The organism is Micromonospora sp. NPDC049102 (genome assembly GCF_043197485.1).
Taxonomy (GTDB): Bacteria; Actinomycetota; Actinomycetes; order Mycobacteriales; family Micromonosporaceae; genus Micromonospora.
Map to the genome: position 1 here is coordinate 53,696 of NZ_JBICTE010000031.1, position 24,163 is coordinate 77,858.

Sequence of the window (24,163 nt, forward strand, 5' to 3'; positions counted from 1 at the left end):
CTCGCCCGGACGACGAAAAGCCCGCCGCGCGCCGGCTTGCGGCGCGCAGCGGGCAATCGGTGTCGCGTTCAGCCGCCGGTCAGCGTCTCCAGCAGGTCCTTGGCGCTGGCGCAGCGGTCGAACAGCGCCCCGACGTGAGCGCGGGTGCCACGTTCCGGCTCCATCATCGGCACCCGGACGAGCGACTCCCGGCCCACGTCGAAGATCACCGAGTCCCAGCTCGCGGCGACCACCTCGGAGGCGTACTGCGCGAGGCAGCGGCCCCGGAAGTAGGCCCGGGTGTCCTCCGGCGGCTCGGTCATCGCGCTGCGGACCTCCTCGTCGGTGAGCAGCGTCTTCATGGCCCCTCGGGACACGAGCCGGTTGTAGAGGCCCTTCTCCGGGCGTACGTCGGAGTACTGGAGGTCGACGAGCTGGAGCTTGTGCGAACCCCAGCCGAGCTTCTCCCGCTCCCGGTAGCCCTCCAGCAGCCGCAGCTTCGCCACCCAGTCCAACTCGTCCACGCAGAGCATCGGGTCGCGGCCGAGCCGGTCCAGCACGCCCTCCCACCGGTCCAGCACGTCGGCGGTCTGCTCGTCGACGTCGGTGCCGTAGCGGTCGTCGACAAAGGACCGCACCCGTTCGAAGTACGCCCACTGCACGTCCAAGGCGGTCAGCCGGCGGCCGTCGCGCAGCCGCATGAGGTGCGTGAGGGACGGGTCGTGGCTGACCGAGCGCAGTTCGCTGACGGGGTCGGCGATGCCGAGGTCGGCGCTGAGCGCCTTCTCCTCGATCATGGTGAGGATCAGCGCGGTGGTGCCCACCTTAAGGTAGGTGGAGATCTCCGAGAGGTTGGCGTCGCCGATGATGACATGCAGCCGGCGGTACTTGTCGGCGTCGGCGTGCGGCTCGTCGCGGGTGTTGATGATCGGTCGCTTGAGGGTGGTCTCCAGGCCGACCTCGACTTCGAAGAAGTCGGCGCGCTGGGAGATCTGGAAGCCGCTCTGCCCGCCGTCCTGTCCGATGCCGACGCGGCCGGCGCCGCAGACGATCTGCCGGGTCACGAAGAAGGGCGTCAGGTACGCCACGATGTCGGCGAACGGGGTCTGCCGGCGCATCAGGTAGTTCTCGTGGGCGCCGTAGCTCGCACCCTTGTTGTCGGTGTTGTTCTTGTAGAGGTGGATGGGCTGGCTGCCGGGGATGGTGGCGGCGCGGCGGGACGCCTCGGCCATCACCCGCTCGCCGGCCTTGTCCCAGCGCACGATGTCGCGGGGCGTGGTGACCTCGGGAGTGGAGTATTCGGGGTGCGCGTGGTCCACGTAGAGGCGTGCGCCGTTGGTGAGTATCACGTTGGCCAGGCCCAGGTCCTCGTCGGCGAGGGCCTCGGCGGGGTCGTAGGCGGCTCCGGAGTAGGTGAAGCCGCGGGCGTCGCGCAGCGGCGACTCCTCCTCGTAGTCCCAGCGGGCGCGGCCGCCCCGGTTGAGCTCGGGCCGGGCCCCGTAGGCGTTGACCACCTGGGACGAGGTCACCATCGGGTTCGCTCCGGCCTGGCCGGGTACGGAGATGCCGTACTCGACCTCGGTGCCCATGATCCGTCTTACGCTCATCGACCTACCCGCTTCGCTCGCCCGACCCGGTCCCCGTCATGTCGAGCGTAGTCCGACTGTTCGGGGTCGGGGGCGCGCCGGTGCGGGCGGGTTACGGGTGTCGTCCCGCGCCCCGCCCGCCACGGTCAGTACTTGATGATCATTGGGACGGTGGTGACCCGGCCGCGCAGGTCCGGGTACCTGGTCAGCAGCTTGTCGACGCGTCGTTGCGCGGCCGGGTCGCTGATCAGCAGGCGGATCGGACCGCGGGTTGAGCGCAGGATCTTGCGGGTGCGCCCGGGTTCCTCGAAGATCGGCAGGTAGATCGCCGGCTCGCTCTGGGCGGTGGTGCCCTGCAGGGCGGAGAGGCAGATCGATTCCGCGTAGCCGCGGTAGCCGGTCCGGTCGAGCACGACGGTGATGGTGCCCGGCTGGTCGGGGTGGCGGCGGTAGGCCGCGGCGCAGACCTGGGCGACCCTCGACGGTTTGTCCACGCTGTGCTGGACCCAGAGCTGCGTCCAGCTCTGCTTGTCCACCACGAGCAGGCTCCGACTCCAGCCGGTGAGCCCGCAGAGGGTCACGACGGTGAGCACGGCCAGGGTGGCGGCGAGCGCGGGTACGGCGACGGCGCGGACCCGGTTCGAACGCCGTTCGGCGGACGGCACGGGCAGCAGCAGGACCAGGGCGGCAGTGCCGACGATGAGCCCGACCGTGGCGAGGTGCACGCCCTTCATGAAGTAGTAGGCGGGCTGGACGCCGGCGAGGACGTTCGCCAGGGCGATGGCGAGGGCGAAGCCGACCGCAACCAGCACGGCGGCGAGGTGCCTCCGCCAGGCCCGGTCGGCGCGGCGGGCCTGGATCACGAGGCCGATCAGGACAATCGGGGCGAAGCCGAGCAGGGCACGCCACGCCTCGGCGAGTTCCAGGCCGGCCTTGGCGTCGAGGGCCTCGGTCTGACCGGCGGCGAAGACGCCCAGTACCAGGGGCAGCGGGGCGAGCAGGGCGGTGACCAGGCCGACGGCGAAGACGGTCCGGCGGGTGTGGAGCAACTCCCGGCGGTGCGCGATCAGCCAGCCGAGCACCAGCAGCCCGGCCGGTGGGAGGAACAGGTAGTAGGTGAAGCCGATGCCGGTGAGCAGCGCGCCGAGCAGGACGAGTTGTTCCCGGTTGCTGGCGAGCGGGCGTACGACGAGCGCGGTCAGCGCGACGGCGAGCGCGAGCCCGAGCACCTCGCTGGGGTAGCCGGCGATGAGTAGGCGGGGCAGTTGGCTGCCGAGGACGAGGGCGCTGACGACGACGGTCAGGACGACCCGGTGCAGCGGGTGCAGGGGTCCGGGAAGGCGTTGGGCGGCCCAGAAGAGCGTGAGCACGAACAGGCCGAAGGTGGCGAAGCACCACCACCCGTAGTGGGTGAGGCTGCTCGCCCCGCTCGGCGTGCCGGTGGCGGAGCGCAGGTGCGCGTCGAGCGCGGCGGTGGTGAGGTGCCAGCCCTGCGGGTAGCGGGCGAGCAGGGAGACGATGTCGTCGCGGGCGGCCGACGGGTCGAGGAAGACGTACCCGCCGAGCCGGCCGATGGCGTCGACGAGGGCGACGTGGCGGAGGTTGTCCTCGCCGAGGGCGAGGAGGCTGAGGCGCCCGGCGAGGGTGCCGGCCCGCAGCCAGGGTGATGCGAGGTAGCCGACGACGGCGACGGTGGCGACGACCGGCAGCAGGTCGGTCCACACCGGTCGGGGCAGGCTGGGACGTCGGCCGGTCACCGTGGCGACGAGGGCGAGCGCGCTGAGGGCGGCGCCGCTGACGGCGACGGGGTGCAGCCCCCAGGGCCAGAGGGTGAAGAGCAGCCCGGCGATGGTGGTGGCGCCGACGAGCAGCAGCGCGGCGAGCACGAGCCGGTCGAGCAGGGTGCGGCCGCCGCGCAGCAGGCTGGCTGTGGCCAGCAGCACGAGCGGAGGCAGCAGCCAGGCCAGGTGCAGGGGGTACGCGACCGCGGGTACCAGCCACGCGGCCGCCAGCGCGAGGAGCAGCGTGCGGTACGAGCGGGCGGAAGGCGGGGTCCGCGGATCGACCGCGGGGCGTGCCGGCGGGTCGGTGACGGTGAGTTCGGACGGCACGCGGATCCTCGATGTTTCGCAGGGTTGGAAGCGCCACAGCGTACCGGGTCGGGTAGGGGTGTGTGGGCCGGTGTGACGAGCGGGGCCCGGGACGCCTCGCGTCCCGAGCCCCGCTGGTGTCAGCGCGTTCTTACAGGTACTGGCCGGTGTTGCTGGCGGTCTCGATGGACCGGCCGGCCTCGGCGCCCTTGCCGCCGGAGACGAGCGTGCGGATGTAGACGATCCGTTCGCCCTTCTTACCGGAGATGCGGGCCCAGTCGTCGGGGTTGGTGGTGTTGGGCAGGTCCTCGTTCTCGCGGAACTCGTCGACGCAGGCGTCGAGCAGGTGCTGCAGGCGCAGCCCCTTGCGACCGGAGGTGAGGAACTCCTTGATGGCCATCTTCTTGCTCCGGTCGACGATGTTCTGGATCATCGCGCCGGAGTTGAAGTCCTTGAAGTAGAGGACTTCCTTGTCGCCGTTGGCGTAGGTGACCTCGAGGAAGCGGTTCTCCTCGGTCTCGGAGTACATCCGCAGAACGACGGCGTCGATCATCGCGGCCACGGTGGCCTGCGGGTCGGTGCCGTGTTCGGCGAGGTCGTCCGGGTGCAGCGGCAGCCCGGAGAGGATGTACTTGGAGAAGATGTCCTTCGCCGCCTCGGCGTCCGGCCGCTCGATCTTGATCTTCACGTCGAGCCGACCGGGGCGCAGGATCGCCGGGTCGATCATGTCTTCCCGGTTGGAGGCGCCGATGACGATGACGTTCTCCAGCCCCTCCACGCCGTCGATCTCGCTGAGCAGCTGCGGGACGATGGTGTTCTCCACGTCGGACGAGACGCCGGAGCCACGGGTCCGGAAGATCGAGTCCATCTCGTCGAAGAACACGATCACCGGAGTGCCCTCGCCGGCCTTCTCCCGAGCCCGCTGGAAGATCAGCCGGATATGCCGCTCGGTCTCGCCGACGTACTTGTTGAGCAGCTCCGGGCCCTTGATGTTGAGGAAGAAGCTGGTGTGCTTCTCCTTGCCCTGCCGCTCGGCGATCTTCTTGGCCAGGGAGTTGGCCACCGCCTTGGCGATCAGCGTCTTGCCGCAGCCGGGCGGTCCGTAGAGCAGGATGCCCTTGGGCGGGCGGAGCTGGTGCTCGCGGAACAGGTCCGCGTGCAGGAACGGAAGCTCGACCGCGTCGCGGATCTGCTCGATCTGCGACTGGAGGCCACCGATGTCGGAGTAGTCGACGTCGGGCACCTCCTCCAGGACCAGCTCCTCGACCTCGCTCTTCGGGATCCGCTCGTACGCGTACGCCGAACGGGGCTCGATCATGAGCGAGTCGCCGGCACGGATCGCCGAACCGATGAGGGTCTCGGCGAGGTGCACGATGCGCTCCTCGTCGGAGTGGGAGACCACCAGCGCCCGGTCACCCGGCGCGCCGTTCGGCCCCTCCAGGATCTCCTTGAGCATCACGACCTCGCCGACCCGCTCGTACCCGAACGCGTCGACGATGTTGAGTGCGTCGTTGAGCAGGACCTCCTGGCCGCGCTGGAGCTCGGCCACGTCCAGTGAGGGCGAGACGGATACCCGCAGCTTGCGGCCGCCGGTGAAGACGTCCACCGTGCCGTCGTCGTGCTTGGCCAGGAAGACTCCGTAGCCACTCGGCGGTTGCGCGAGCCGGTCGATCTCCTCCTTGAGCGTGACGATCTGCGTGCGAGCCTCCTTGAGGGTGCTCACCAGCCGGTCGTTGTTCTCGGTCAGCCGCGCCAACTGTGCCTGGGTGGCCGCCAGCCGCTCTTCGAGCTGCCGGACGTGTCGGGGGCTTTCGGTCAACTTGCGCCGCACCAGGGCGAGTTCCTCCTGAAGGAACGCGACCTGCGTGGAGAGATCGTGGGCTTCCTTCTCCCACCGTGCGGCGCGCGAGTCCGCGTCGTCGCTGCGTGCTGCCACGTCCCACCTCCCCGGGGGGCTTGAACGTTCTGAGCTAACACTAGCCGCTATGAGCCCGATTCGGTCCCACGCAACACCCTCGTCACTGAACCTTGATCGCCAAGGGGTGGTCTGTGGGGTCGTTACCGGCGTTCGGGTACCGTCGGAGGCAGGTACGGGAGAACATGGGGGGTGCACCGTGGCCGAGGTCGCGACCGACCAGTTGCAGGTCTGGGTGGACCAGGATCTCTGCACGGGCGATGGGCTCTGCGTGCAGTACGCGCCGGAGGTGTTCGAGTTCGACATCGACGGCCTGGCGTACGTCAAGGGTGTCGACGGTGAGCTGCGGTTGGCCCCGGGCAGCCGCGTCGACGTGCCCGAGCACCTGCGACTCGAGGTGATCGACTCGGCGAAGGAGTGCCCGGGCGACTGCATCCACGTGGTGCGCGGCGACGGCGTCGAGGTCGCCGGCCCGGACGCCGAGGACGACTGAGCCAGCGCCGCGCGGTCCGCGCGGCGCTGACCCCGACGGGGTACGCCTCAGAGCATCGGGCGGCCGACGACCGAGGCGACCAGCCGCGCGAACTCCTCGAGTCGGGCGATCTGCCCGGCCCCGCCGTCGTCGAGGGTCTTGCCGAACCGCAGCGCGTCGTGCCGGGGCGTACCGGCCATCTCCTCGCTCGGCGGCGCCTCGTCCAGCGAGGTGAGCAGCAGGTAGACGTCGATGCTGTCGACCCGGATCTCGCCGCTCTCGGAGCGGTTGAGTCGCCGCCGGCAGCCCACCTCGGTGACCGTGGAGACGGGCACGACCCGCAGCGACGACGTCATCGAGCCCGGCGGCCCCTCCCCCGGTGGCACGTCCTCGCCGTGCCAGAGGATCAACCGGCTGCCGTCGCAGACGACGACCTCCTGCCACACGCCGTTGACCTCGTTGACGAAACGTTCCAGGGTGAAGCCGAGCACCGAGGCGCCGCGCAGCACGCCGCCGAGCGCCTCCAGGGCGACGTCCGGGTCCCGGAGGTAGGCGCGGGCGGCCGACTCGAGGTCCTGGTAGGGCGACCAGTCCGGAAACACGGCGGGCAGGTCGCCTCCGCCGTAACCCGGTCGGCTCATCGGGCCGCCTCCCCCCGCTCACCGATGGTCACGGCCTGTCCATCTCCCCCGTCGAGTCGGCCTGCGCGGCGGCGGCCTGGCGGGCCGCCTCGGCCGCGCGCAGGTCCTCGCGACGCTGCACGTACGCCTCATTGCCCTTGCTGGGCTTTCGGCGACGTGGCGGCGCGGTGACGCCCGGAGCGAGTTTGCGCGCGGAGACCAGGAACGCGGTGTGCGCGATCATCCGGTGGTCGGGTCGGACGGCGAGGCCCTCGGCGTGCCAGTCCCGCACCAGCGACTCCCAGGCGCGCGGCTCGGTCCAGCCACCGCGCTCGCGCAGCGCCTCGACCAGTTCCGAGAGCTGCGGGGTGGTGGCGACGTACCCGATGAACACGCCGCCGGGCACCAGCGCCCGCTCGACCATGTCGAGGGTCTCCCAGGGGGTGAGCATGTCCAGGATGATGCGGTCGAAGCCGGTCTCCTGGCACTGCGCGACGTCACCGACGTGCAGGTGCCACGAGGGGTGCGGCCCGTTGAAGAACGCCTCGACGTTGCGCTTGGCGATCTGGGCGAAGTCGTCGCGCACCTCGAACGAGTGCAACTCACCCTCGGTGCCGACGGCGCGCAGCAGCGAGCAGCTCAGCGCGCCGGAGCCGGCGCCGGCCTCGAGGACCTTCGCGCCGGGGAAGATGTCGCCCATCGCGACGATCTGCGCCGAGTCCTTCGGGTAGATCACCTGGGCGCCGCGGGGCATGGAGAGCACGTAGTCCGAGAGCAGCGGGCGCAGCGCCAGGAATGCGGTGCCGCCGCCGGAGGTGGTCACCACGCTGCCGTCGGGCAGCCCGATCAGCGCGTCGTGCGCCAGGATCCCGCGGTGGGTGTGGAACTCCTTGCCGTGCTCCAGCGTCACGGTGTGCATCCGCCCCTTGGGGTCGGTCAGCTGCACACGGTCGCCGGGCCGGAACGGGCCTCGGTGCACGGGTGTCAGCGTCCGGGGGGCGGTGTCGGCTCCGACGGTGGAGGGAGTTGCGGTCACGGTGTCATCTTCCGGTTGGGTTCGAGGAGCTGTGCCAGGTCCCCGATGTGCAGAATGCCGACGACATCTTCGCCTGACGTCACCACGTACTGCGCGCCCGGGTGGGTCTGCACGACCTCCATCACCCGTTCGCCGTCGAGACCGAGTGGCAGCGCGGGAAGCTCGGTGAGGGACCGGGCGACGGCGTCCACCGCCAGCCAGGGACGACGCTCGGCGGGGACGGCAGCGGCGGCGGCCGGATCGACGAGCGCCACCGGGCTGCCGGTGGAATTCGTGACCAGCAGGGCGGCTGCGGGCTGGCCGCCCTCGGCGCGGCGACGCTGGGCCTCGGCCAGCGGCGTGCCGGTGGTCACCGGCCACACCGGCCGCGCCATCTGGGCCAGGTCGATCAGGGGGAACCGCCGGCTGACCCGCGCGGCCCGGATCGACTGCCCGGCGCCGCGCCAGAGGGTGACCGCGACCAGCAGCATGAGCGGCAGCGCCACCGGTGCCAGAGCGTGGGTGAACGTCAGCAGCCCCACCAGTGCGGCCGTGCCGACGGCGACGACGCGCCCCGCCCAGCCGGCGACCTCGGTGCCGCGGTGCCGGTCGCCGGTGAAGCCCCACACGGCGGCCCGCAGCGCCCGGCCGCCGTCCAGCGGCAACCCGGGCAGGCTGTTGAACACCGCGACGATGACGTTGCTCAACGCGAGCTGGAGGGCGAGCTGGTGGGCGACGGTGCCCGGGGGCAGGGCGAGCGTGGCGGCGACCGCGAGGCCGCCGAGCACCGCCGAGACCGCCGGGCCGGCCAGCGAGACCAGCAGGTCGATCCGGGGTGTCGGGGCGTCGCGCTCCATCTCGGTGTACCCGCCGAGCAGTTCGAGGGTGATTCCGCGCACACCGATGCCGTAGCGGCGGGCGGTGAGCGCGTGGCCCAACTCGTGCAGAAGCACCGAGCCGAGCAGGGACACCACGAACCCGAAGCCGATCAGGTAGCCGCTGATTTGTGGCAGATCCAACTGGCGGCGGGCGAACTCGGCGTAGAGCACGGCGACCAGCACGGCGAGCACGAGCATGGAGGCGTTGAGGTACAGGGGCACTCCGAGCACTCGCCCCACGCTCAGACCGGGTCGCCGGTCGGACCGGCGTGGGGGCCGGGATTTCTGCTCCATCGCACCGATGCTACGGACCGGTCACCTGCGGGGCGGCTGGCGGGCGGTGTCATACCGGTGCCCTAACCTTTGCGCACATGACGGCGGAACCGGTCACCACCCCCCAGTCCTCTCCCCCGGCGCAGACGCCCACGACGGTGCGTGCCTCGCTGTCTCCGTCACGGGCCGCGGATTTCAAGACCTGCCCGCTGCTCTACCGGTTCCGCAGCATCGACCGGCTGCCCGAGCGGACGACCATCGAGCAGGCCCGGGGCACGCTGGTGCACGCGGTGCTGGAGCGGCTCTTCGACCTGCCCGCGCCGGGTCGCACCCCGGCCGCGGCGGGCGATCTGGTGGCCCCGCAGTGGGATCGGCTGGTCACCGAGCAGCCGGAGCTGGCCGCGATCTTCGACGACGCCGAGCCGGCCGGCCCGGTGGAGTTCCTGCGCTCGGCGGCAGGGCTGCTGGAGGGCTACTTCGCCGTGGAGGATCCGACGCGCCTCGAACCGGCCGAACGGGAAAGTCTGATCTCGGCGGTCGTGGACGAGGAGTTGTTGATCCGGGGCTATCTCGACCGGCTGGACGTGGCCCCGGACGGCGCGCTGCGGGTGGTCGACTACAAGACCGGCGGAGCGCCCCGGGAGGCGTTCGAGGCGCGCGCGCTGTTCCAGTTGAAGTTCTACGCGCTGGTGCTGTGGCGCACCCGCGGGGTGGTGCCCCGGGTGTTGCGCCTGCTCTACCTGCGCGACGCCGAGGTGCTGGACTACACGCCCGACGCCGACGAACTGGTCCGCTTCGAACGCACCGTGGTGGCGCTGTGGCGGGCGATCGAGCAGGCCACCGCCCGACAGGACTTCCGGCCCCGGCCGAGCAAACTGTGCGACTGGTGCAGCCACCAGGCGCTCTGCCCCACGTTCGGCGGCACCCCACCCCCGTTCCCCGTCGCGGCGGCGAACGCCGACCCCCTCCGCGACGCCCGCAGCACCCCCACACCCCCCGGCGCCGAAGACTAACCACCCCACCCACCCCACACCCCGCCCCGCCCCGCCCCGCCCCGCCCCGCCCCGCCCCGCCCCGGCGATCTTGCAGTTTCGGTTGTCGACATCGGGTGACTCGTCCCAGCCTGTCGGCGCAGAAAGTGCAAGATCGCGGCGAGGGAGAGAGTGGCGGAGCGGGGCGACCTTTACCGTGGTCGGCGAGACGCACAGGCCGGTGGACCGGGACGGGAGACGACATGAGCGATCGGGTGGCCCCGGCTCGGCCGGTACGCATCCTGCTCGCCGACGACCAGCCGCTGCTGCGTACGGGCTTCCGCATGGTCCTGGGGGCCGAGGGTGACCTGGACGTGGTGGCGGAGGCCGGCGACGGCGTGGAGGCGGTGGAGCTGTCCCGGCGGCTGCTGCCCGACGTCGTGCTGATGGACATCCGGATGCCCCGCATGGACGGGGTGGCGGCGACCCGGGCCATCGTCGACTCCCGCCTGCCGGTGCGGGTGCTGGTGCTGACCACGTTCGACCTCGACGAGTACGTGGTGGGGGCGCTGCGCGCGGGCGCGAGCGGGTTCCTGGCCAAGGACGTACCCGCCGAGGAGCTGATCGCGGCGATCCGCACGGTGGCCGGCGGGGACGCGGTGGTCTCGCCGCGCATCCTGCGGCGACTGCTGGAGCGCTTCGCGCAGCTGCTGCCCGACCCGGCGGCCACGCCGTCGGCGGCGCTCAACGCGCTCACCGACCGGGAACGCGAGGTGCTGGTGCAGGTGGCCCGGGGGTTGTCCAACGCCGAGATCGCGGCGGTGCTGTCGGTCAGCGAGACCACCGTCAAGACCCACGTCGGGCACCTGCTGACCAAGCTGCGGCTGCGCGACCGGGTGCAGGCGGTCGTGCTGGCGTACGAGTCGGGTCTGGTCCGCCCACGGGCGTAGCCGCCGAGCCCCGGGTACCTCACCCGGCGTACTCGAAGATCCCTCCGTGGAGGGACGGCCCGGTTGCCGTGCTCACCTACCGTGACCGGAGACGGCACGGCGCGGTTGACCCTCCTGTGACGTGAGGGGGAAGTGTGCAAAACCGGTCGACCGGCCGTCGGGTCAGGGGCAACCCTGATACGGCATGGGGGTGCACCCGCAGCGGGAAATCCGCTCCGCGTCCCCCCAGGGGCGGACGGTACGGGCGCGAGCTGCGCCGATGATTGAACGGTCGCGCCGGACCATCGGGGGGCGGCGTGGGATTCGGACAGACGGAAGAGGTAGATGACGTGACCGCGACGGTAGGCCAGCAGGCGCAGGCCGCGGCCCGGGCGAACGACGTGTGGAAGGTGTACGGCAGCGGCGAGGCTCAGGTCATCGCGCTGCGGGGGGTCAGCGCGGAGTTCGAACGTGCCCGCTTCACCGCGATCATGGGCCCGTCGGGTTCCGGCAAGTCGACGTTGATGCACTGCCTCGCCGGTCTCGACTCGGTGACCCGGGGGACGGTGTCGATCGGTGAGACGACGGTCACCGGGCTGGGCGACTCCGGACTGACGAAGCTGCGCCGGGACAAGGTGGGCTTCATCTTCCAGCAGTTCAACCTTCTGCCGACGCTCACCGCGAAGGAGAACATCCTGCTGCCGATGTCGATCGCCGGGCGTAAGCCGGACCAGGCCTGGTACGACACGGTGATCCGGACGGTGGGCCTGCAGGACCGGCTGGACCACCGGCCGGCGCAGCTCTCCGGCGGTCAGCAGCAGCGGGTGGCGTGTGCGCGTGCGCTGGTGTCCCGCCCCGAGGTGATCTTCGCGGACGAGCCGACCGGCAACCTGGACTCGCGCTCCGGCGCGGAGGTGCTCGGCTTCCTGCGCGACTCGGTGCGCGGGCACGGCCAGACCATCGTGATGGTCACCCACGACCCGACCGCCGCGGCGTACGCCGACCGGGTGGTCTTCCTCGCCGACGGGCAGATCGTCTCGGAGCTGATCGAGCCGACCGCCGACACGGTGCTGGACACCATGAAGAAGCTGGACACTCCGGCCGAGGTGGGCAACTGATGTTCCGGGCGACGCTCAAGAGTCTGCTGGCCCGCAAGGTCCGGCTGATCCTGTCCGGTCTGGCGGTGGTGCTCGGGGTCATGTTCGTCTCCGGCGCGTTCGTGCTGACCGACACGCTGGGTCGCTCCTTCGACTCGGTGTTCGCCGACGGCTTCTCCGAGATCGACGTGAACGTCGCGGCGAAGCCCAAGGTCGAGGTCAACGAGATGGAGGGCGAGCAGACCGCCGCCCCGCTGCCGGCCGCCGTGGTGGACCGGGTCAAGCAGGTGCCGGGGGTGGCCTCGGCGACCGGTGTCGTCAACGCCGACGGTGCGCGGGTGATCGGCAGCAACGGCAAGGTCGTCACGTCGTTCGGGCCGCCGCAGCTGGGTGAGAACTGGGTCGGCGATGGGGACCTGCTGCAACTGCGCGAGGGGCGCGCGCCGCAGGCCGACGACGAGATCGTCGTCAACAAGTCGCTGGCCACGTCGGCGAAGGTGCGCGTCGGCGAGAAGGTCGGCGTGCTGACCGCGTTCGAGTCGAAGAAGCGGGACTTCACGCTGGTCGGCATCGCCGGTTACAGCGGTGACCGGGACTCGATCGGCGGCGTCAACGAGGTCTTCTTCACCACGCCGGTGGCGCAGCGGCTGATGCTGGGCGAACCGGGGGTGTTCAGCAGCGTCACAGTGAAGGCCGCCGGCGGTGTGTCGGATGAGGCGCTGCGCGACGACGTGGCGCGCACGCTGGGCGCGGACTACGACGTGAAGACCGGCGAGCAGGTCGCCGACGACGCCGCGGCCAGCCTGAAGGAGGGCCTCTCCTTCTTCAACAAGATCCTGCTCGGCTTCGCCGCCGTGGCGCTGCTGGTCGGCACCTTCCTGATCCTCAACACCTTCTCGATCATCGTGGCGCAGCGCACCCGCGAGTTGGCGCTGATGCGCGCCATCGGTGCGAGTGGACGGCAGATCATCGGCTCGGTGGTGCTGGAGGCCATCGCGGTGGGTCTGATCGCGTCGGTGCTCGGCCTGGCCGCCGGCATCGGGGTGGGCGCGCTGCTGGCGTTCCTGTTCGGCAAGCTGGCCGGTGGCCTGACCCTGGCCGGAATCGGCGTGCCGGCGGCGGCCGTGATCGGGTCGTTCGGTGTCGGTCTGGTGATCACCGTGGTGGCGGCCCTGCTGCCGGCGCTGCGGGCGTCCCGGATCCCGCCGATCGCCGCCATGCAGGACGTGGCGACCCCGGACCGACCGCTGACCAAGATCACCGTGGCCGGGTCGCTGGTCACCGGCATCGGCGCGGTGCTGCTCTTCCTGGGGCTCAGCGGCAACGCGGGCGGTCAGACGCTCGCCACCATCCTGGGCGGCGTGCTGTTCGCCTTCATCGGTGTGGCGCTGTTGACCCCGCTGATCAGTCGGCCGGTGGTGAACCTGCTCGGCGCGATCTTCTCCTGGTCGGTTCCGGGCAAGCTGGGCCGGCTCAACTCCGGGCGCAACCCTCGCCGCACCGCCATCACGGCTGCCGCTCTGATGGTCGGCATCGCGCTGGTCACCGGCGTCACGGTGATCCTCGACTCAGCCAAGGGCAGCATCAGCGCGCTCGCCCAGGACACCATCAAGGCCGAGCTGGTGATCGCCGGTCAGCAGGGTGGCCCGCGTCCGCCGAGCTTCGACCCGAGCGTGCTGGACCAGGTGAAGGCGCTGCCCGGCGTGCGACTGGTCGACGGCGAGTACGGCGACATGGCACGCGTGGACGGTCAGAGCACGTGGGTGGCGGCGAGCAGCGAGGTCGCGTCGCTGCGGCAGATCTTCGGTGCCAAGGCGACGGCTGGTGACATCGACCGGCTGTCACCGACGCAGATGCTCGCCAGCTCCGACACCGCCACGTCCCGGGGCTGGTCGGTCGGGTCGACGGTGACCGTGCAGCTCACCCGGGGTGAGGCCCGCACGTACACGATCAGTGGCATCTACGAGTCGTCGCAATTGACCAACCCGGTGACGTTGCCGCCGGCCGCGGCGAAGGACTTCGCGATCCCGCAGCCCATCCAGGGCTTCATCCAGCTCGCACCGGGCGCCCGGGTGGCCGACGTGCAACCGCAGGTGGAGACGCTGCTCGCGGACAGCCCCGAGGTGTCGGTGGCCGACCGGGACGCGTTCATCAAGCAGCAGACGAGTTCGCTCGACGGGCTGCTCACGATGATCCAGATCCTGCTGGCGCTGGCCATCGTGATCGCCGTCCTGGGCATCGTCAACACGCTCGCGCTGTCGGTGTTGGAGCGCACGCGGGAGTTGGGCCTGCTCCGCGCGATCGGGCTGCGGCGTGGCCAGACCATGGGGATGATCACGGTCGAGGCGGTGGTGATCTCCGTCTTCGGCGCGCTGCTGGGCGTCGCGGTCGGCACCGGCCTGGGCGCCGCCGTGGTCGAGGCGCTCAAGGACGAGGGCATCACCGACCTGATCCTGCCCTGGGGACAGATGGGCGTCTTCCTCGGTCTCGCCGCGATCGTCGGGGTGGTGGCCGCGGTGGTCCCCGCCGTGCGGGCGGCCCGGATCAACGTCCTGGGCGCGATCGCCCACGACTGACCGGTTCCACCTCGCGACCCCCGACGCCACTCGCGGCGTCGGGGGTCGCGCGCTTCCTCGGCCGGTGGCGTCGACCGCGTCAGCCGGTCGCCGCGGCCCGGTCGGTCAGCAGCGCCGCGAGCGCCTCCGGGTCCACGCCGGTCAGGCTCGGCACCTGGTGTACGCCGGCGATGGGGGGCAGCGGCACCTCGGCGGGTACGGCCAGCACGGCCGCGCCGGAGGCGAGCGCGCTGGCCACCCCGGTCGGTGAGTCCTCGATCGCCACACACCGCTCGATCGGGGCACCGAGGTGCCGTGCGGCGGTCAGGTACGGCTCCGGGTGCGGCTTGGCAGCGACCACCTCGTCGCCGGCGACGACCACGTCGAAGTTGTCCCGACCGAGGGTGTCCAGGGCGATCTCGACCAGCGCCCGAGGGCTGGAGGTGACCAGCGCGGTGGGGATTCCCGCCGCGCGGACCGCGTGCACCAGCTCGAACGCTCCCGGTTGCCAGGGCAGACCGGTGCGGAACAGCTCCAGGATCCGTGCGTTGATCCACGCCGCACTGCTGTCCGGATCGCGTTCGGGCTGCCCCAGGTCGTCGTGCAGGATGCGCATCGACTCGGCCATGGCGGTACCGATGATCGCCCGGCGTGCGTCGGCGGACAGTTCCCCGCCGTACTCGCGGGCCAGCTCCTGCAACGCGACGTCCCACAGCTTCTCGCTGTCGACGAGCGTGCCGTCCATGTCGAAGAGCACGGCGGCGGGGTAATGGCTACTCAGCGGATCCTCCAGGGTGCGGCGACTGCCCTGATCCTGCCAGCCGGGGGCGGCCCTGGTGGTCGTCGGGTACGCCACGGTGCCGGAGCGTCCCGCCAGCCGGCACCGGACCGCCGCCACCTAATCGATAACGGTCAGTTGCGACGACGTCACCGCAAGGGGCCGTGGCAGCGCCGCGCGGCACAGGTCGGAACCGGTCCCCGGCTCACCCTCGTCGATGTCGGCCGGCGCATCGTCGATAAGATCGACGCTCCACTTTCGACGGGGGAAGGAATCCAACACCATGACGGTGGCACGAAGAATCGGTGCCGGCCTTGGCGCTCTGGCGCTCGGCGTCGCGGTCACGATCGGCAGCCCGACGGCGGCCATGGCCGTGCAGGCAGCCAACATGATCGCCTACCAGGGCGACGACTACGGCACCCTGTTCAAGAACAATCCCAACGGCGGCCAGGTCACGGTCTACGCCTGTGACAAGGAGCAGGACGGCAACGGCGTCTACGTACAGGTCAAGTGGTCCGGTGGTGGCACGTACGGCAAGGTCGGCGACGGCAACGGCTCCGCCGAGGGTTGCGGCAAGGGCGTCCTGAACGGGTACGCCGACAGCATCCGGGTGTGCGAGGACGACCTCGGCGACGACAGCTGCGGCACCTGGCGCAACACCTACCCGTAGCGGGCCCGCCCCTCGGGGCAGCAGATCCGGGGGAAGACGCGGCGCAGGTCGGCCCGTCTTCCCCCGGTTCAGTCCAGGCCGCAGGCCGACAGCGACTTCTCGTAGCCGCGGAAGAACGAGTCGGTCCGCTGCTCGGCGGTGCCGTGCGCGCCCTCGGCGAACCAGGGCTGGCTCGGGTCGTCACCGACCGCGAGCAGGCCCTCCCGGAACTCGTCGAGGTCACCCTGCTCGAGCCGCAGCTGCTGGCTGCGGATCGAGTCACCCAGGTACGCGCCGGCCATGCAGTCGGCCTGCAACTCCTGCTGGATGGTGAAGTTGTAGCGGATGCCCAGCCTGACCTGGATGCCGTGGGCGTACTCGTGGCCGAGCAGGTAGTAGACGAACGCGTCGCCGACCTGCTGGTAGGCGCCCACCGACCAGGTCAGGTCGTAGGCGATGAAGTCTCCCTGGGAGCAGTAGACGGCGTTGTTGCGCGGCAGTCCCTGGCCGCCGCAGGCCACCTCCCCGTCGCGGCGGTACGGCACGATCCGGCTGATCGGCCGGAACGACCGCCCGGACGCGTCGAACTGGGAACGCCAGTAGAGGTCGGCCTTCTCGACGGCGACGCTGATGTCGTCCTGGAAGCTGTCGGCGTTCGTCGTGCGGTCGGCGCGAGCGGTCGGCGCTCCGGTCCTGACCGAGCGGGACGTCTCCGGCGCGGGTTCCCGTGGCCCACTGTCCGGGACCCCGCCGACAGCGCAGCCGACGGCCACCACCAACGCCACCAGCGCGGCGGCCAGTGGCCCGCGCGGGCGACCCGAGCGTGCCATCACATCACCCTCCCCAGGTGCCCGATCGTGTTGCAGTACCCCGAGGAACGGGTCACCATCCCCCACAGTCCACACGGCCGCAGCGTCGGGACGGTTCAGCCGGCGGCGCCGTCGCGGCCACGCAGCCAGGTGTCGCCCTGCGCGGCGTGCCGCTCGGCGGCGTACCGCTCCTGGGCGGAGCGAGCGTCGCGTACGGCGGCGCCGTCGTCGCCGGAGCCGAGCCGGCGCCGGTCCCGCCGGGCGACGTAGCCGAACGATCCGACCAGAAGCAGGGCGAAGGCACCCACCACTACCCACACTGTCGTCATGCGTCCGACGGTAGCCTCGGCGCACCACCCGGTCGGCGGACCCTGATGTCGCCACCACGGGTGGCCGGAACGGCTGGCCGGCGTCGACGTCTCTGGTGAGCGGTGCCGGGCCGGCGCCGGAGGCAGGAGAAGAGATCCGCGAAGTACCTGATTCTGCTCTACGGCTCGCAGCAGGATTCACGCCTGACCGGCCCGGACGGGTCACGCACAGGTTCTCGTGGCGTGGTGCCGGCCGGGGTTGTTGGCGCGGCGCGTGGCGCGGGCCGGGCGGTTCGCGCGCGCCGTGGTGCGGGGCCGCCACAATGGCCCGGGGGCGGACGCGACCGCCCGGTCAGGAGGGGCGACGTGCACGTGCTGGGCAGCCGTCAACGGAGCCAGCCTGCCCCGGCGCAGGTCGTGTGGCGGTCGCTCCGTGACCCGTACGAGGCCGGAAGTCGCCCCTGGCTGGAGTTGCGCGACGACGAGGTACCGCCACGGGTGGTGACGGGTTACGCGCCGGTGCTGCTGGTGTGGTCGTCGCTGTGGCCGCACCGGCCACTGGACGAGATCCGTTTCGACATCTCGCCCGGGCTGCCCGGCGGTGACTGTGCGGTGCGTTGGACTCTGACCACCCCCGACGCGGACCCGCCCAGCGAGAGCACCCTCGGCTACCTCCGCCACCGCCTCAACTACCTGATCAACAACCGCCTCCGCCTCTCCTACGGCCAATAACCCCCACCCCACCCCACCCCACCCCCACCCCACCCGCTTCCGTTGATCATGAAGTTGTTGCGCCGACACGCCGACACGCCGACACGCCGACATCGATGGCGATAACTTCATGATCAACGGGGTGGGGACGGGGCGGGGTGGGGGTGGGGACGGGTGGGGTTCGACGTTTCTGGTGAGCGGTGCCGGGGCGGCACCGGGAACAGGAAGGCCACCATGAGATACATGATCATGCTTTACGGGTCGCAGCAGGACTATGACGCCTTGTCGGGGCGGCCCTCCGACCGGCCGGCCATGTCGGCCGAACAGGTCGCGGCCATGCACCAGCACATGGAGACGTTCCACCAGGCGCTCGCCGAGTCCGGGGAACTCGTCGACGCGCGGGGCCTGAGCGAGCCCGTGCACGCCCGGCGCGTGCAGGTGCGGGGCGGGGCGCCCGTGGTGACCGACGGCCCGTACGCGGAGACGCAGGAGGTGCTGGCGGGCTACACGATCGTGGAGTGCGCCAGCTTCGACCGGTCCACCGAGATCGCCGCCGGCCTGGTCGACCCGCACACCCCGGGCGCGTACGTGGACGTGCGGCCGGTGCTGAACGGCGTCGAGGACCTGGACGGCTGAGGCGTGCCGGAGACACCCGCCGAGGGCCTGCTGCGCGAGTTGGCGCCGCAGGTCCTCGGCGCGCTGGTACGCCGCTTCGGGCACTTCGACACGGCCGAGGACGCGGTGCAGGAGGCGCTGGTCGCGGCGGCGGACGGGTGGCCGCGTGACGGCGTACCGGACAATCCTCGGGCTTGGCTGATCACCGTCGCGTCCCGCCCGCCGACCGACCGCCGGCGGACGCCGACGACACGCTCATCCCGCTGTTCCTGCGCTGCCATCCGGCGCTCACCCCCGCGTCGCAGATCGCGTTGACGCTGCGCGCGGTGGGCGGGTTGACCACCGCCGAGGTGGCCCGCGCGTTCCTGGTGCCGGAGGCGACCATGACGCGGCGAATCAGCCGGGGCGAGCAGCGGATTCGGGACAGCGGCCTCCGGTTCGCGCCGCCCACCGGGGCGGAACGCGCCGATCGGGTCGCCGCCGTGCTGCACGTGCTCTACCTGGTCTTCACCGAGGGGTACGCGCGTACCGCCGGACCGGGGTTGTTGCGCGCCGACCTGGCCGCCGAGGCGATCCGGCTGACGCGCGTGGTACGCCGGCTGCTGCCCGACGACCCCGAGGTCGCGGGGCTGCTCGCGTTGATGCTGCTCACCGATGCCCGCGCGCCGGCGCGGATCGGTCCGCACGGCGAGTTGGTGCCGATGGCCGAGCAGGACCGCAGCCGGTGGCGGGCCGACCAGATCGCCGAGGGCGTGGAGCTGGTCAGCGAGGCGCTACCACGGGGGGCGGTCGGGCCGTACCCGCTCCAGGCGGCCATCGCGGCCGTGCACGACGAGGCGCCGAGCGCGGCGGCCACCGACTGGGCGCAGATCACCGCCCTGTACGAGGTGCTGCTGGGGCTGTCCGACAATCCGGTCGTGGCGCTCAACCACGCCGTGGCGGTGGCGATGAGCCGGGGCGCGCCGGCCGGCCTGGCGCTGCTCGCCGACCTGGACGAGGACGCCCGGTTGGCCGACGATCCGCGACTGCCGGCCGCCCGCGCCCACCTGTGGGAGCTGACCGGCGAGCGTGTCGCGGCGCGCGAGGCGTACCGGATGGCGGCGGCACGCTCACCGAACCTGGCACAGCAGGGCTACCTCAACGCCCGCGCGGACGCCCTGGCGGACGACCCGACCGCCGGCTGAGCGACGCGGGCACCGACCAGGCTGCGGCGGTGCGTCAGGGGCTGGCGGCCAGGAAGACGAACGCGGCCAGCAGCACCAGGTGCACGCCGCCCTGGAGCACGTTGGCCCGGCCCGGCACGACGGTCAGCACCGCCGTCACGGCGGTGAGGGCCAGCAGCGCGAGCTGGGTGCCGCCGAGGCCGAGCAGCAGCGGGCCGTCCAGCCAGATCGAGGCGATGGCGATGGCCGGGATGGTCAGACCGATGCTGGCCATCGCCGAGCCGAGGGCGAGGTTGAGGCTGATCTGCACGCGGTCGCGGCGGGCGGCGCGGGCGGCGGCGAGGGTCTCCGGCAGCAGCACCAGCAGCGCGATGATCACGCCGACGAACGCGTGCGGCAGGTTCGCGGCCGCCACGCCGGCCTCGATCGTCGGTGAGACGGTCTTGGCGTCGCCGACCACCGCGACCAGCGCCACCAGCAGCAGTCCCAGGCTGACCAGCGCCGCGCGGGTGGTGGGCGGCTTGGCGTGCTCCTCCGCGTCGATCACCCGACCCCGGCTGTCGACCGGCAGGAAGTAGTCGCGGTGCCGGCCGGTCTGCACCAGCACGAACAGCCCGTACAGCGCCAGCGAGGCGACGGCGGCGAAGGTGAGCTGGGCCGGGCTGAACTCCGGGCCGGGGCGGGCCGTGGTGAAGGTCGGGATGACGAGGCTCAGCGTGGCCAGGGTGATCACGGTCGCCAGGGCCCCGCCGGTGCCCTCGGGGTTGAACACGGCCACACGTCGGCGTAGCGCCCCGAGCAGCAGGGACAGTCCGAGGATGCCGTTACAGGTGATCATGACGGCGGCGAAGACGGTGTCGCGGGCCAGCGACTGTGTCTTCTCCGGGCCGCTGATCATCAGCGTGACGATGAGGGCCACCTCGATGACGGTGACCGCGACGGCGAGCACCAGCGAGCCGTACGGCTCCCCGACCCGGTGGGCGACCACCTCGGCGTGGTGCACGGCCGCGAGCACCGCGCCGCCCAGCAGCGCGGCGACCACCACGACGACGGGGCCGGGAAGTTCTCGCCCCCATGTCACGAGCAACACCAGCACCGCGAGCACGGGTACGGAGACGGTCCAGTCGAGCAGGCGGGATCGAAGCTGGGCTGGCATGCCGTCAAGAGTGCCAGGTCACGTGATCATGTGCCCACCATCGACGCACCCCTACCGGGAAACCCGTAACTCATGGGTTACGCTTTCGGGGTGGACGAGGTGGCCGCTGCGCTCGCGGACCCGGTCCGGCGGCGCATCCTGAGCATGCTGCGCGACGCGCCGCTGGCCGCGGGCGAAATCGCCGGACGGTTCGCCATCAGCCGCCCGGCGATCAGCCGACACCTGCGGGTGCTGCGCGAGAGCGGCCTGGTCCGCGACGAGCTGGTCGGCCGCACGAGGATCTACCGGCTCGATCCGGGCCCGCTCGCCCCGCTTGTCGACTGGCTCGGCGAGCTCGTCGCACCCGACCGGTGGGAGCAGCGCCTCGACGCGTTGGAGACCGAGGTCCATCGAACCCGCCGGGAACGCCGCAACCGCGGCCCGGCCGCGCACCGAACGGAGCACACCGCATGACCCGTACCCCCGTTGGCCGCCTGTTCCCCACCGCCACCGGCCACGACCTCGTCCTCACCCGCACGTTCCGCGCCTCGGCCGCCGACGTGTGGGCGAGCCTGACCGAGTCGGAGCGCACGGCCCGCTGGTTCGGCCCGTGGGAGGGCGACGCCGGGCCCGGCCGGACCATCCGGGTCCAGATGGCGTACGAGGAGCAGCAGCCCTGGTGCGACGTCCGCGTCGAGGAGTGCGAGCCACAGCGACGCCTGAGCGTGTCGATGGTCGACGGCTCGGGCACCTGGCTGCTGGAGTTCGCGCTGACCGAGAGCGCCGGCGTCACCGAACTGCGGTTCACCCAGCACCTGGGCAGCCTCGACGGCGTCGCCGAGGTGGGCGCCGGCTGGGAGTACTACCTGGACATGCTCGTCGCCTCCCGGGACGGCACGACCCGGCCGGAGTTCGACGAGTACCACCCCGCGATGCGGTCCTACTACGAGGCTCTGGCCGAACAGGCCTAGGGTCCGACCTCGCGGCGTAGTCGGGCGAACTCGGCCGTCAACGCCGGCAGCGGGAAGTGCGCGTTCAGGCCGCTCGGGTTGGGCAGTACCCAGACCCGGGCGGGTCCCAGCCGCTGCGGCTGCGGTCCCAGCCCGGCCGCCGCCGCGACCTCCTGCCGGGTCGGCGGCCGCCAGGGCGGTGACACCTCCGCGTCCATTGCACCGATCCTGCCGTACGCGCCGACGCCCGTCCCCGCTTGCCGACGACGCCGACGCACCGGACCCGGTGTGCGCCGATGATCACGACTTGACACCCTGGACCGATGCAATCCACCGACCACCTCGCCGCCAGCCGTTACGCGCGGATGCGCTGGAACACGCCCCTGTCGGAGGAGCACGCGGCCCTGCTGCTGCGGCGACTCGACGTACGGCCCGGCGCGCGCGTGCTCGACCTGGGCTGCGGGTGGGGTGAGCTGCTGCTGCGCGCTGTCGCCGCCGGTGGCGTCGCCGGCCCGGTCGCGACGAGGGGCGTGGGCGTCGACACCGACGAGGCGGTCCTCGCCCGGGGGCGCAGGCTCGCCGCCGAGAAGTCGCTGAACCGGCACGTCGCCTTCGTGATGGGCGAGGCCGCCGCCTGGCAGGAGCCCGCCGACCGGGTTCTGTGCATCGGCTCGGCGCACGCCTTCGGGGGCACCGGAGCGGCCCTCGACGCCCTCGCCACCGTGGTCCGTCCCGGTGGGCGGTTGCTGCTCGGCGAGGGTTACTGGCAGCGCGACCCAACCGCGGAGGTCGCGGAGATCTTCGGTGCGGACGTGACCGACCTCGCGAGCCTCGTCGAGGCCGCCCGTGAGCGGGGCTGGCGGCTGCTGCACCTGAGCACCGCCGACCAACGGGAGTGGGACGACTTCGAGTCCACCTGGCTCGCGGGCCGGCAGGAGTGGCTGCTGACGTACCCCGAGGATCCTCGCGCGGCCAAGGTCCGCGCCGAGCTCGACGATCGGCTGCGCGAGTACGTGGGCGGCTACCGTGGCGTCCTCGGCCTCGCGTACCTGGTCCTCGGTCGCTGACGCCCGCGCGCCGGACGCCGGACGACGGACACACCGTCGACCTCGGGTCCCGCCCGCCGCCGCCGGCCGTGACGCCGTGCCAGGCCACAGCGGGCGGGCTTGACGGCGCGTAGACATCAGAGGTTTACTGCGTCAGCGACGTCGGTCGATGCCGTCCGTCCGTCCACACTGGTCGAACGGGGAGTGTCGACTGGCGCACCGCGCCATCACCACCGCTCCACATCACCTCAGCCGAGCATCGGCGGCCCGGCTTCCGCATCACCGCCACCATGGCCTCGGGCGCGCCCACGCGCGCCGCGCGGGGTCGACGCTCAGCTAAGGAGCATCACCATGCGTTCCCGTCCCCGTTTACTGGCCCTCGTCACCGGCCTGGCCGTGATGATGGCCGGTCTGGTCGCACTGCCGACCACCGCCTCGGCGGCACCGCTGACCAAGGTCCTGGTGTTCAGCAAGACCGCCGGCTTCCGCCACTCGGCCATCCCCAACGGCATCGCCGCCATCCAGCAGCTCGGCGCTGCTAACGGCTTCAGCGTGACCGCGACCGAGGACGCCGCCCAGTTCACCACCTCGAACCTGGCCCAGTACCAGGCGGTGGTCTTCATGTCGACGACCGGCGACGTCCTCAACTCCAGCCAGCAGACCGCGTTCGAGTCGTACATCACCGCCGGCGGCGGCTACGTCGGCGTGCACGCCGCGGCCGACACCGAGTACAGCTGGCCGTGGTACGGGCAACTGGTCGGCGCGTGGTTCGACTCGCACCCGGCGATCCAGACCGCGACCGTGAAGATCGAGGACCGCAGCAACCCGTCGACCGCGCACCTCGGCGCCACCTGGGTCCGCTCCGACGAGTGGTACAACTACCGCACCAACCCCCGCTCCAGCGCACATGTCCTCGCCAGCCTCGACGAGTCGTCCTACAGCGGCGGCAACATGAACGGCGACCACCCGATCACCTGGTGCAAGACGGTCGGCGCCGGGCGTGCCTGGTACACGGGTCTCGGGCACACCGAGGCGTCGTACACCGACCCGAACTTCACCCGGATGCTGCTCGGTGGCCTGCAGGTCGCCGCGGGTTCGGTGAGCGCGAACTGCTCGCCGGGGACCACGCCGACCACCCCGCCGCCGACCACCGCCCCGCCGACGACGGCCCCGCCGACGACCCCGCCGCCGACCACCGCCCCGCCGACGACCCCGCCGCCCGCCGCCACCGGTTCCACCCTGCGTGCCCTCGCCAACAACCAGTACGTCAGCGCCGCCAACGCCTCCACCCCGCTGATCGCCAACAAGAGCACTGCCGGGACCAGCGAGCGGTTCGAACTGGTCAACCTCGCCAACGGCAACGTCGCGCTGCGCGCCAAGAGCAACGGGCAGTTCGTCGCGGCGGAGAACGCCGGGGCTGCCGCGCTGATCGCCAACCGGGCCAGCGCCGGGGCATGGGAGACGTTCCAGCTGATCCGCAACTCCGACGGCACGGTCAGCCTGCGGGCCACCGTGAACAGCCGGTACGTGGCCGCTGACAACGGGGGTTCCTCCCCGCTGATCGCCAACCGGACCTCCATCGGTCAGTGGGAGAAGTTCACCCTCGTCACCAACTGACC

General features: G+C 71.6%; 24 protein-coding genes and 1 pseudogene. 13 read left to right on the top strand and 12 right to left on the bottom strand.

The features are described from left to right. Nucleotides 1–68 precede the first annotated feature (68 nt). The 3 genes from dop to arc all read right to left on the bottom strand — a co-directional run bounded on the left by dop (nucleotide 69) and on the right by arc (nucleotide 5,591). On the bottom strand, nucleotides 69–1,586 hold the full coding sequence (gene dop / locus ACGFH9_RS24895; protein WP_393223504.1) for a depupylase/deamidase Dop: 1,518 nt from the start codon (nucleotides 1,584–1,586) through the stop codon (nucleotides 69–71). A 125-nt stretch (nucleotides 1,587–1,711) separates the two neighbouring features. Continuing rightward, the gene (locus ACGFH9_RS24900; protein ID WP_393223507.1) at nucleotides 1,712–3,676 is read right to left on the bottom strand and encodes a hypothetical protein; all 1,965 of its coding nucleotides are present in this window, start codon (nucleotides 3,674–3,676) and stop codon (nucleotides 1,712–1,714) included. Between the two features lie 130 nt (nucleotides 3,677–3,806). Then, a complete protein-coding gene (gene arc / locus ACGFH9_RS24905) occupies nucleotides 3,807–5,591 on the bottom strand; it encodes a proteasome ATPase (protein WP_393223509.1) in 1,785 nt (594 codons plus the stop codon). A gap of 178 nt (nucleotides 5,592–5,769) precedes the next feature. On the opposite strand from arc, the gene ACGFH9_RS24910 reads away from it, so the two are divergent. Beyond that, the gene (locus tag ACGFH9_RS24910; protein WP_393223512.1) at nucleotides 5,770–6,063 is read left to right on the top strand and encodes a ferredoxin; all 294 of its coding nucleotides are present in this window, start codon (nucleotides 5,770–5,772) and stop codon (nucleotides 6,061–6,063) included. A 47-nt stretch (nucleotides 6,064–6,110) separates the two neighbouring features. Here ACGFH9_RS24910 and ACGFH9_RS24915 read toward each other — a convergent pair whose 3' ends face one another. Genes ACGFH9_RS24915 through ACGFH9_RS24925 form a run of 3 tightly spaced genes read right to left on the bottom strand, consistent with a single transcriptional unit; the run spans nucleotide 6,111 to nucleotide 8,849 of the window. Next, entirely contained in the window at nucleotides 6,111–6,683 is a 573-nt protein-coding gene (locus ACGFH9_RS24915; RefSeq protein ID WP_355053016.1) for a hypothetical protein, read from the bottom strand. Between the two features lie 28 nt (nucleotides 6,684–6,711). Continuing rightward, complete coding sequence (locus ACGFH9_RS24920; protein WP_393223515.1) at nucleotides 6,712–7,698, bottom strand: tRNA (adenine-N1)-methyltransferase; 987 nt, start codon at nucleotides 7,696–7,698, stop codon at nucleotides 6,712–6,714. Further along, complete coding sequence (locus ACGFH9_RS24925; protein ID WP_393223518.1) at nucleotides 7,695–8,849, bottom strand: site-2 protease family protein; 1,155 nt, start codon at nucleotides 8,847–8,849, stop codon at nucleotides 7,695–7,697. The genes ACGFH9_RS24920 and ACGFH9_RS24925 overlap by 4 nt, the downstream gene beginning before the upstream one ends. 77 nt (nucleotides 8,850–8,926) lie before the next feature. Between ACGFH9_RS24925 and ACGFH9_RS24930 the strand changes: the two genes are divergently transcribed. From ACGFH9_RS24930 to ACGFH9_RS24945, 4 genes are all read left to right on the top strand, one after another. Beyond that, on the top strand, nucleotides 8,927–9,841 hold the full coding sequence (locus tag ACGFH9_RS24930; RefSeq protein WP_393223521.1) for a RecB family exonuclease: 915 nt from the start codon (nucleotides 8,927–8,929) through the stop codon (nucleotides 9,839–9,841). Between the two features lie 221 nt (nucleotides 9,842–10,062). Then, nucleotides 10,063–10,749, top strand: a complete 687-nt coding sequence (locus ACGFH9_RS24935; protein WP_393223523.1) for a response regulator — start codon at nucleotides 10,063–10,065, stop codon at nucleotides 10,747–10,749. Nucleotides 10,750–11,078: 329 nt separating this feature from the next. After that, complete coding sequence (locus ACGFH9_RS24940; RefSeq protein ID WP_393223526.1) at nucleotides 11,079–11,846, top strand: ABC transporter ATP-binding protein; 768 nt, start codon at nucleotides 11,079–11,081, stop codon at nucleotides 11,844–11,846. Next, on the top strand, nucleotides 11,846–14,401 hold the full coding sequence (locus ACGFH9_RS24945) for an ABC transporter permease (protein WP_393223528.1): 2,556 nt from the start codon (nucleotides 11,846–11,848) through the stop codon (nucleotides 14,399–14,401). Before ACGFH9_RS24940 ends, ACGFH9_RS24945 begins: the two co-directional genes overlap by 1 nt. 79 nt (nucleotides 14,402–14,480) lie before the next feature. Here ACGFH9_RS24945 and ACGFH9_RS24950 read toward each other — a convergent pair whose 3' ends face one another. Both ACGFH9_RS24950 and ACGFH9_RS24955 read right to left on the bottom strand, forming a co-directional pair. Beyond that, on the bottom strand, nucleotides 14,481–15,137 hold the full coding sequence (locus tag ACGFH9_RS24950) for an HAD family hydrolase (protein ID WP_393223586.1): 657 nt from the start codon (nucleotides 15,135–15,137) through the stop codon (nucleotides 14,481–14,483). A gap of 141 nt (nucleotides 15,138–15,278) precedes the next feature. Then, nucleotides 15,279–15,437, bottom strand: a complete 159-nt coding sequence (locus tag ACGFH9_RS24955; protein ID WP_393223531.1) for a hypothetical protein — start codon at nucleotides 15,435–15,437, stop codon at nucleotides 15,279–15,281. Between the two features lie 4 nt (nucleotides 15,438–15,441). Here ACGFH9_RS24955 and ACGFH9_RS24960 point away from each other — a divergent pair, with 4 nt between their 5' ends. Then, complete coding sequence (locus tag ACGFH9_RS24960; protein ID WP_393223534.1) at nucleotides 15,442–15,828, top strand: hypothetical protein; 387 nt, start codon at nucleotides 15,442–15,444, stop codon at nucleotides 15,826–15,828. Between the two features lie 68 nt (nucleotides 15,829–15,896). Here the strand turns inward: ACGFH9_RS24960 and ACGFH9_RS24965 are convergent, their stop codons facing one another. Further along, nucleotides 15,897–16,637 carry a neutral zinc metallopeptidase gene (locus tag ACGFH9_RS24965; RefSeq protein WP_393223537.1) on the bottom strand — a complete coding sequence of 247 codons (741 nt, stop codon included), beginning with the start codon at nucleotides 16,635–16,637 and terminating at the stop codon, nucleotides 15,897–15,899. Nucleotides 16,638–16,732: 95 nt separating this feature from the next. Then, the gene (locus tag ACGFH9_RS24970) at nucleotides 16,733–16,945 is read right to left on the bottom strand and encodes a hypothetical protein (RefSeq protein ID WP_393223539.1); all 213 of its coding nucleotides are present in this window, start codon (nucleotides 16,943–16,945) and stop codon (nucleotides 16,733–16,735) included. Between the two features lie 345 nt (nucleotides 16,946–17,290). On the opposite strand from ACGFH9_RS24970, the gene ACGFH9_RS24975 reads away from it, so the two are divergent. From ACGFH9_RS24975 to ACGFH9_RS24985, 3 genes and pseudogenes are all read left to right on the top strand, one after another. After that, nucleotides 17,291–17,656, top strand: coding sequence for a hypothetical protein (locus tag ACGFH9_RS24975; protein WP_355621479.1), 366 nt, complete (start codon nucleotides 17,291–17,293; stop codon nucleotides 17,654–17,656). A gap of 222 nt (nucleotides 17,657–17,878) precedes the next feature. Then, the gene (locus ACGFH9_RS24980) at nucleotides 17,879–18,271 is read left to right on the top strand and encodes a YciI family protein (protein ID WP_393223542.1); all 393 of its coding nucleotides are present in this window, start codon (nucleotides 17,879–17,881) and stop codon (nucleotides 18,269–18,271) included. A 3-nt stretch (nucleotides 18,272–18,274) separates the two neighbouring features. Continuing rightward, nucleotides 18,275–19,434 (top strand): annotated as a pseudogene (locus ACGFH9_RS24985) (RNA polymerase sigma factor). Between the two features lie 34 nt (nucleotides 19,435–19,468). On the opposite strand, the gene ACGFH9_RS24990 reads toward ACGFH9_RS24985, so the two are convergent. Next, nucleotides 19,469–20,569 carry an ionic transporter y4hA gene (locus ACGFH9_RS24990; RefSeq protein WP_355233476.1) on the bottom strand — a complete coding sequence of 367 codons (1,101 nt, stop codon included), beginning with the start codon at nucleotides 20,567–20,569 and terminating at the stop codon, nucleotides 19,469–19,471. Nucleotides 20,570–20,659: 90 nt separating this feature from the next. On the opposite strand from ACGFH9_RS24990, the gene ACGFH9_RS24995 reads away from it, so the two are divergent. Both ACGFH9_RS24995 and ACGFH9_RS25000 read left to right on the top strand, forming a co-directional pair. Then, the gene (locus tag ACGFH9_RS24995) at nucleotides 20,660–21,022 is read left to right on the top strand and encodes an ArsR/SmtB family transcription factor (RefSeq protein WP_393223546.1); all 363 of its coding nucleotides are present in this window, start codon (nucleotides 20,660–20,662) and stop codon (nucleotides 21,020–21,022) included. After that, nucleotides 21,019–21,519, top strand: a complete 501-nt coding sequence (locus tag ACGFH9_RS25000; protein WP_393223549.1) for an SRPBCC family protein — start codon at nucleotides 21,019–21,021, stop codon at nucleotides 21,517–21,519. The genes ACGFH9_RS24995 and ACGFH9_RS25000 overlap by 4 nt, the downstream gene beginning before the upstream one ends. Here the strand turns inward: ACGFH9_RS25000 and ACGFH9_RS25005 are convergent. Continuing rightward, nucleotides 21,516–21,716, bottom strand: a complete 201-nt coding sequence (locus ACGFH9_RS25005; protein ID WP_393223552.1) for a hypothetical protein — start codon at nucleotides 21,714–21,716, stop codon at nucleotides 21,516–21,518. The genes ACGFH9_RS25000 and ACGFH9_RS25005 overlap by 4 nt on opposite strands. A gap of 105 nt (nucleotides 21,717–21,821) precedes the next feature. Between ACGFH9_RS25005 and ACGFH9_RS25010 the strand changes: the two genes are divergently transcribed. Together ACGFH9_RS25010 and ACGFH9_RS25015 are read left to right on the top strand one after the other, a co-directional pair. Then, nucleotides 21,822–22,565, top strand: coding sequence for an SAM-dependent methyltransferase (locus ACGFH9_RS25010; RefSeq protein WP_393223554.1), 744 nt, complete (start codon nucleotides 21,822–21,824; stop codon nucleotides 22,563–22,565). Between the two features lie 330 nt (nucleotides 22,566–22,895). Continuing rightward, entirely contained in the window at nucleotides 22,896–24,161 is a 1,266-nt protein-coding gene (locus tag ACGFH9_RS25015) for a ThuA domain-containing protein (RefSeq protein ID WP_393223557.1), read from the top strand. Nucleotides 24,162–24,163 lie beyond the last annotated feature (2 nt).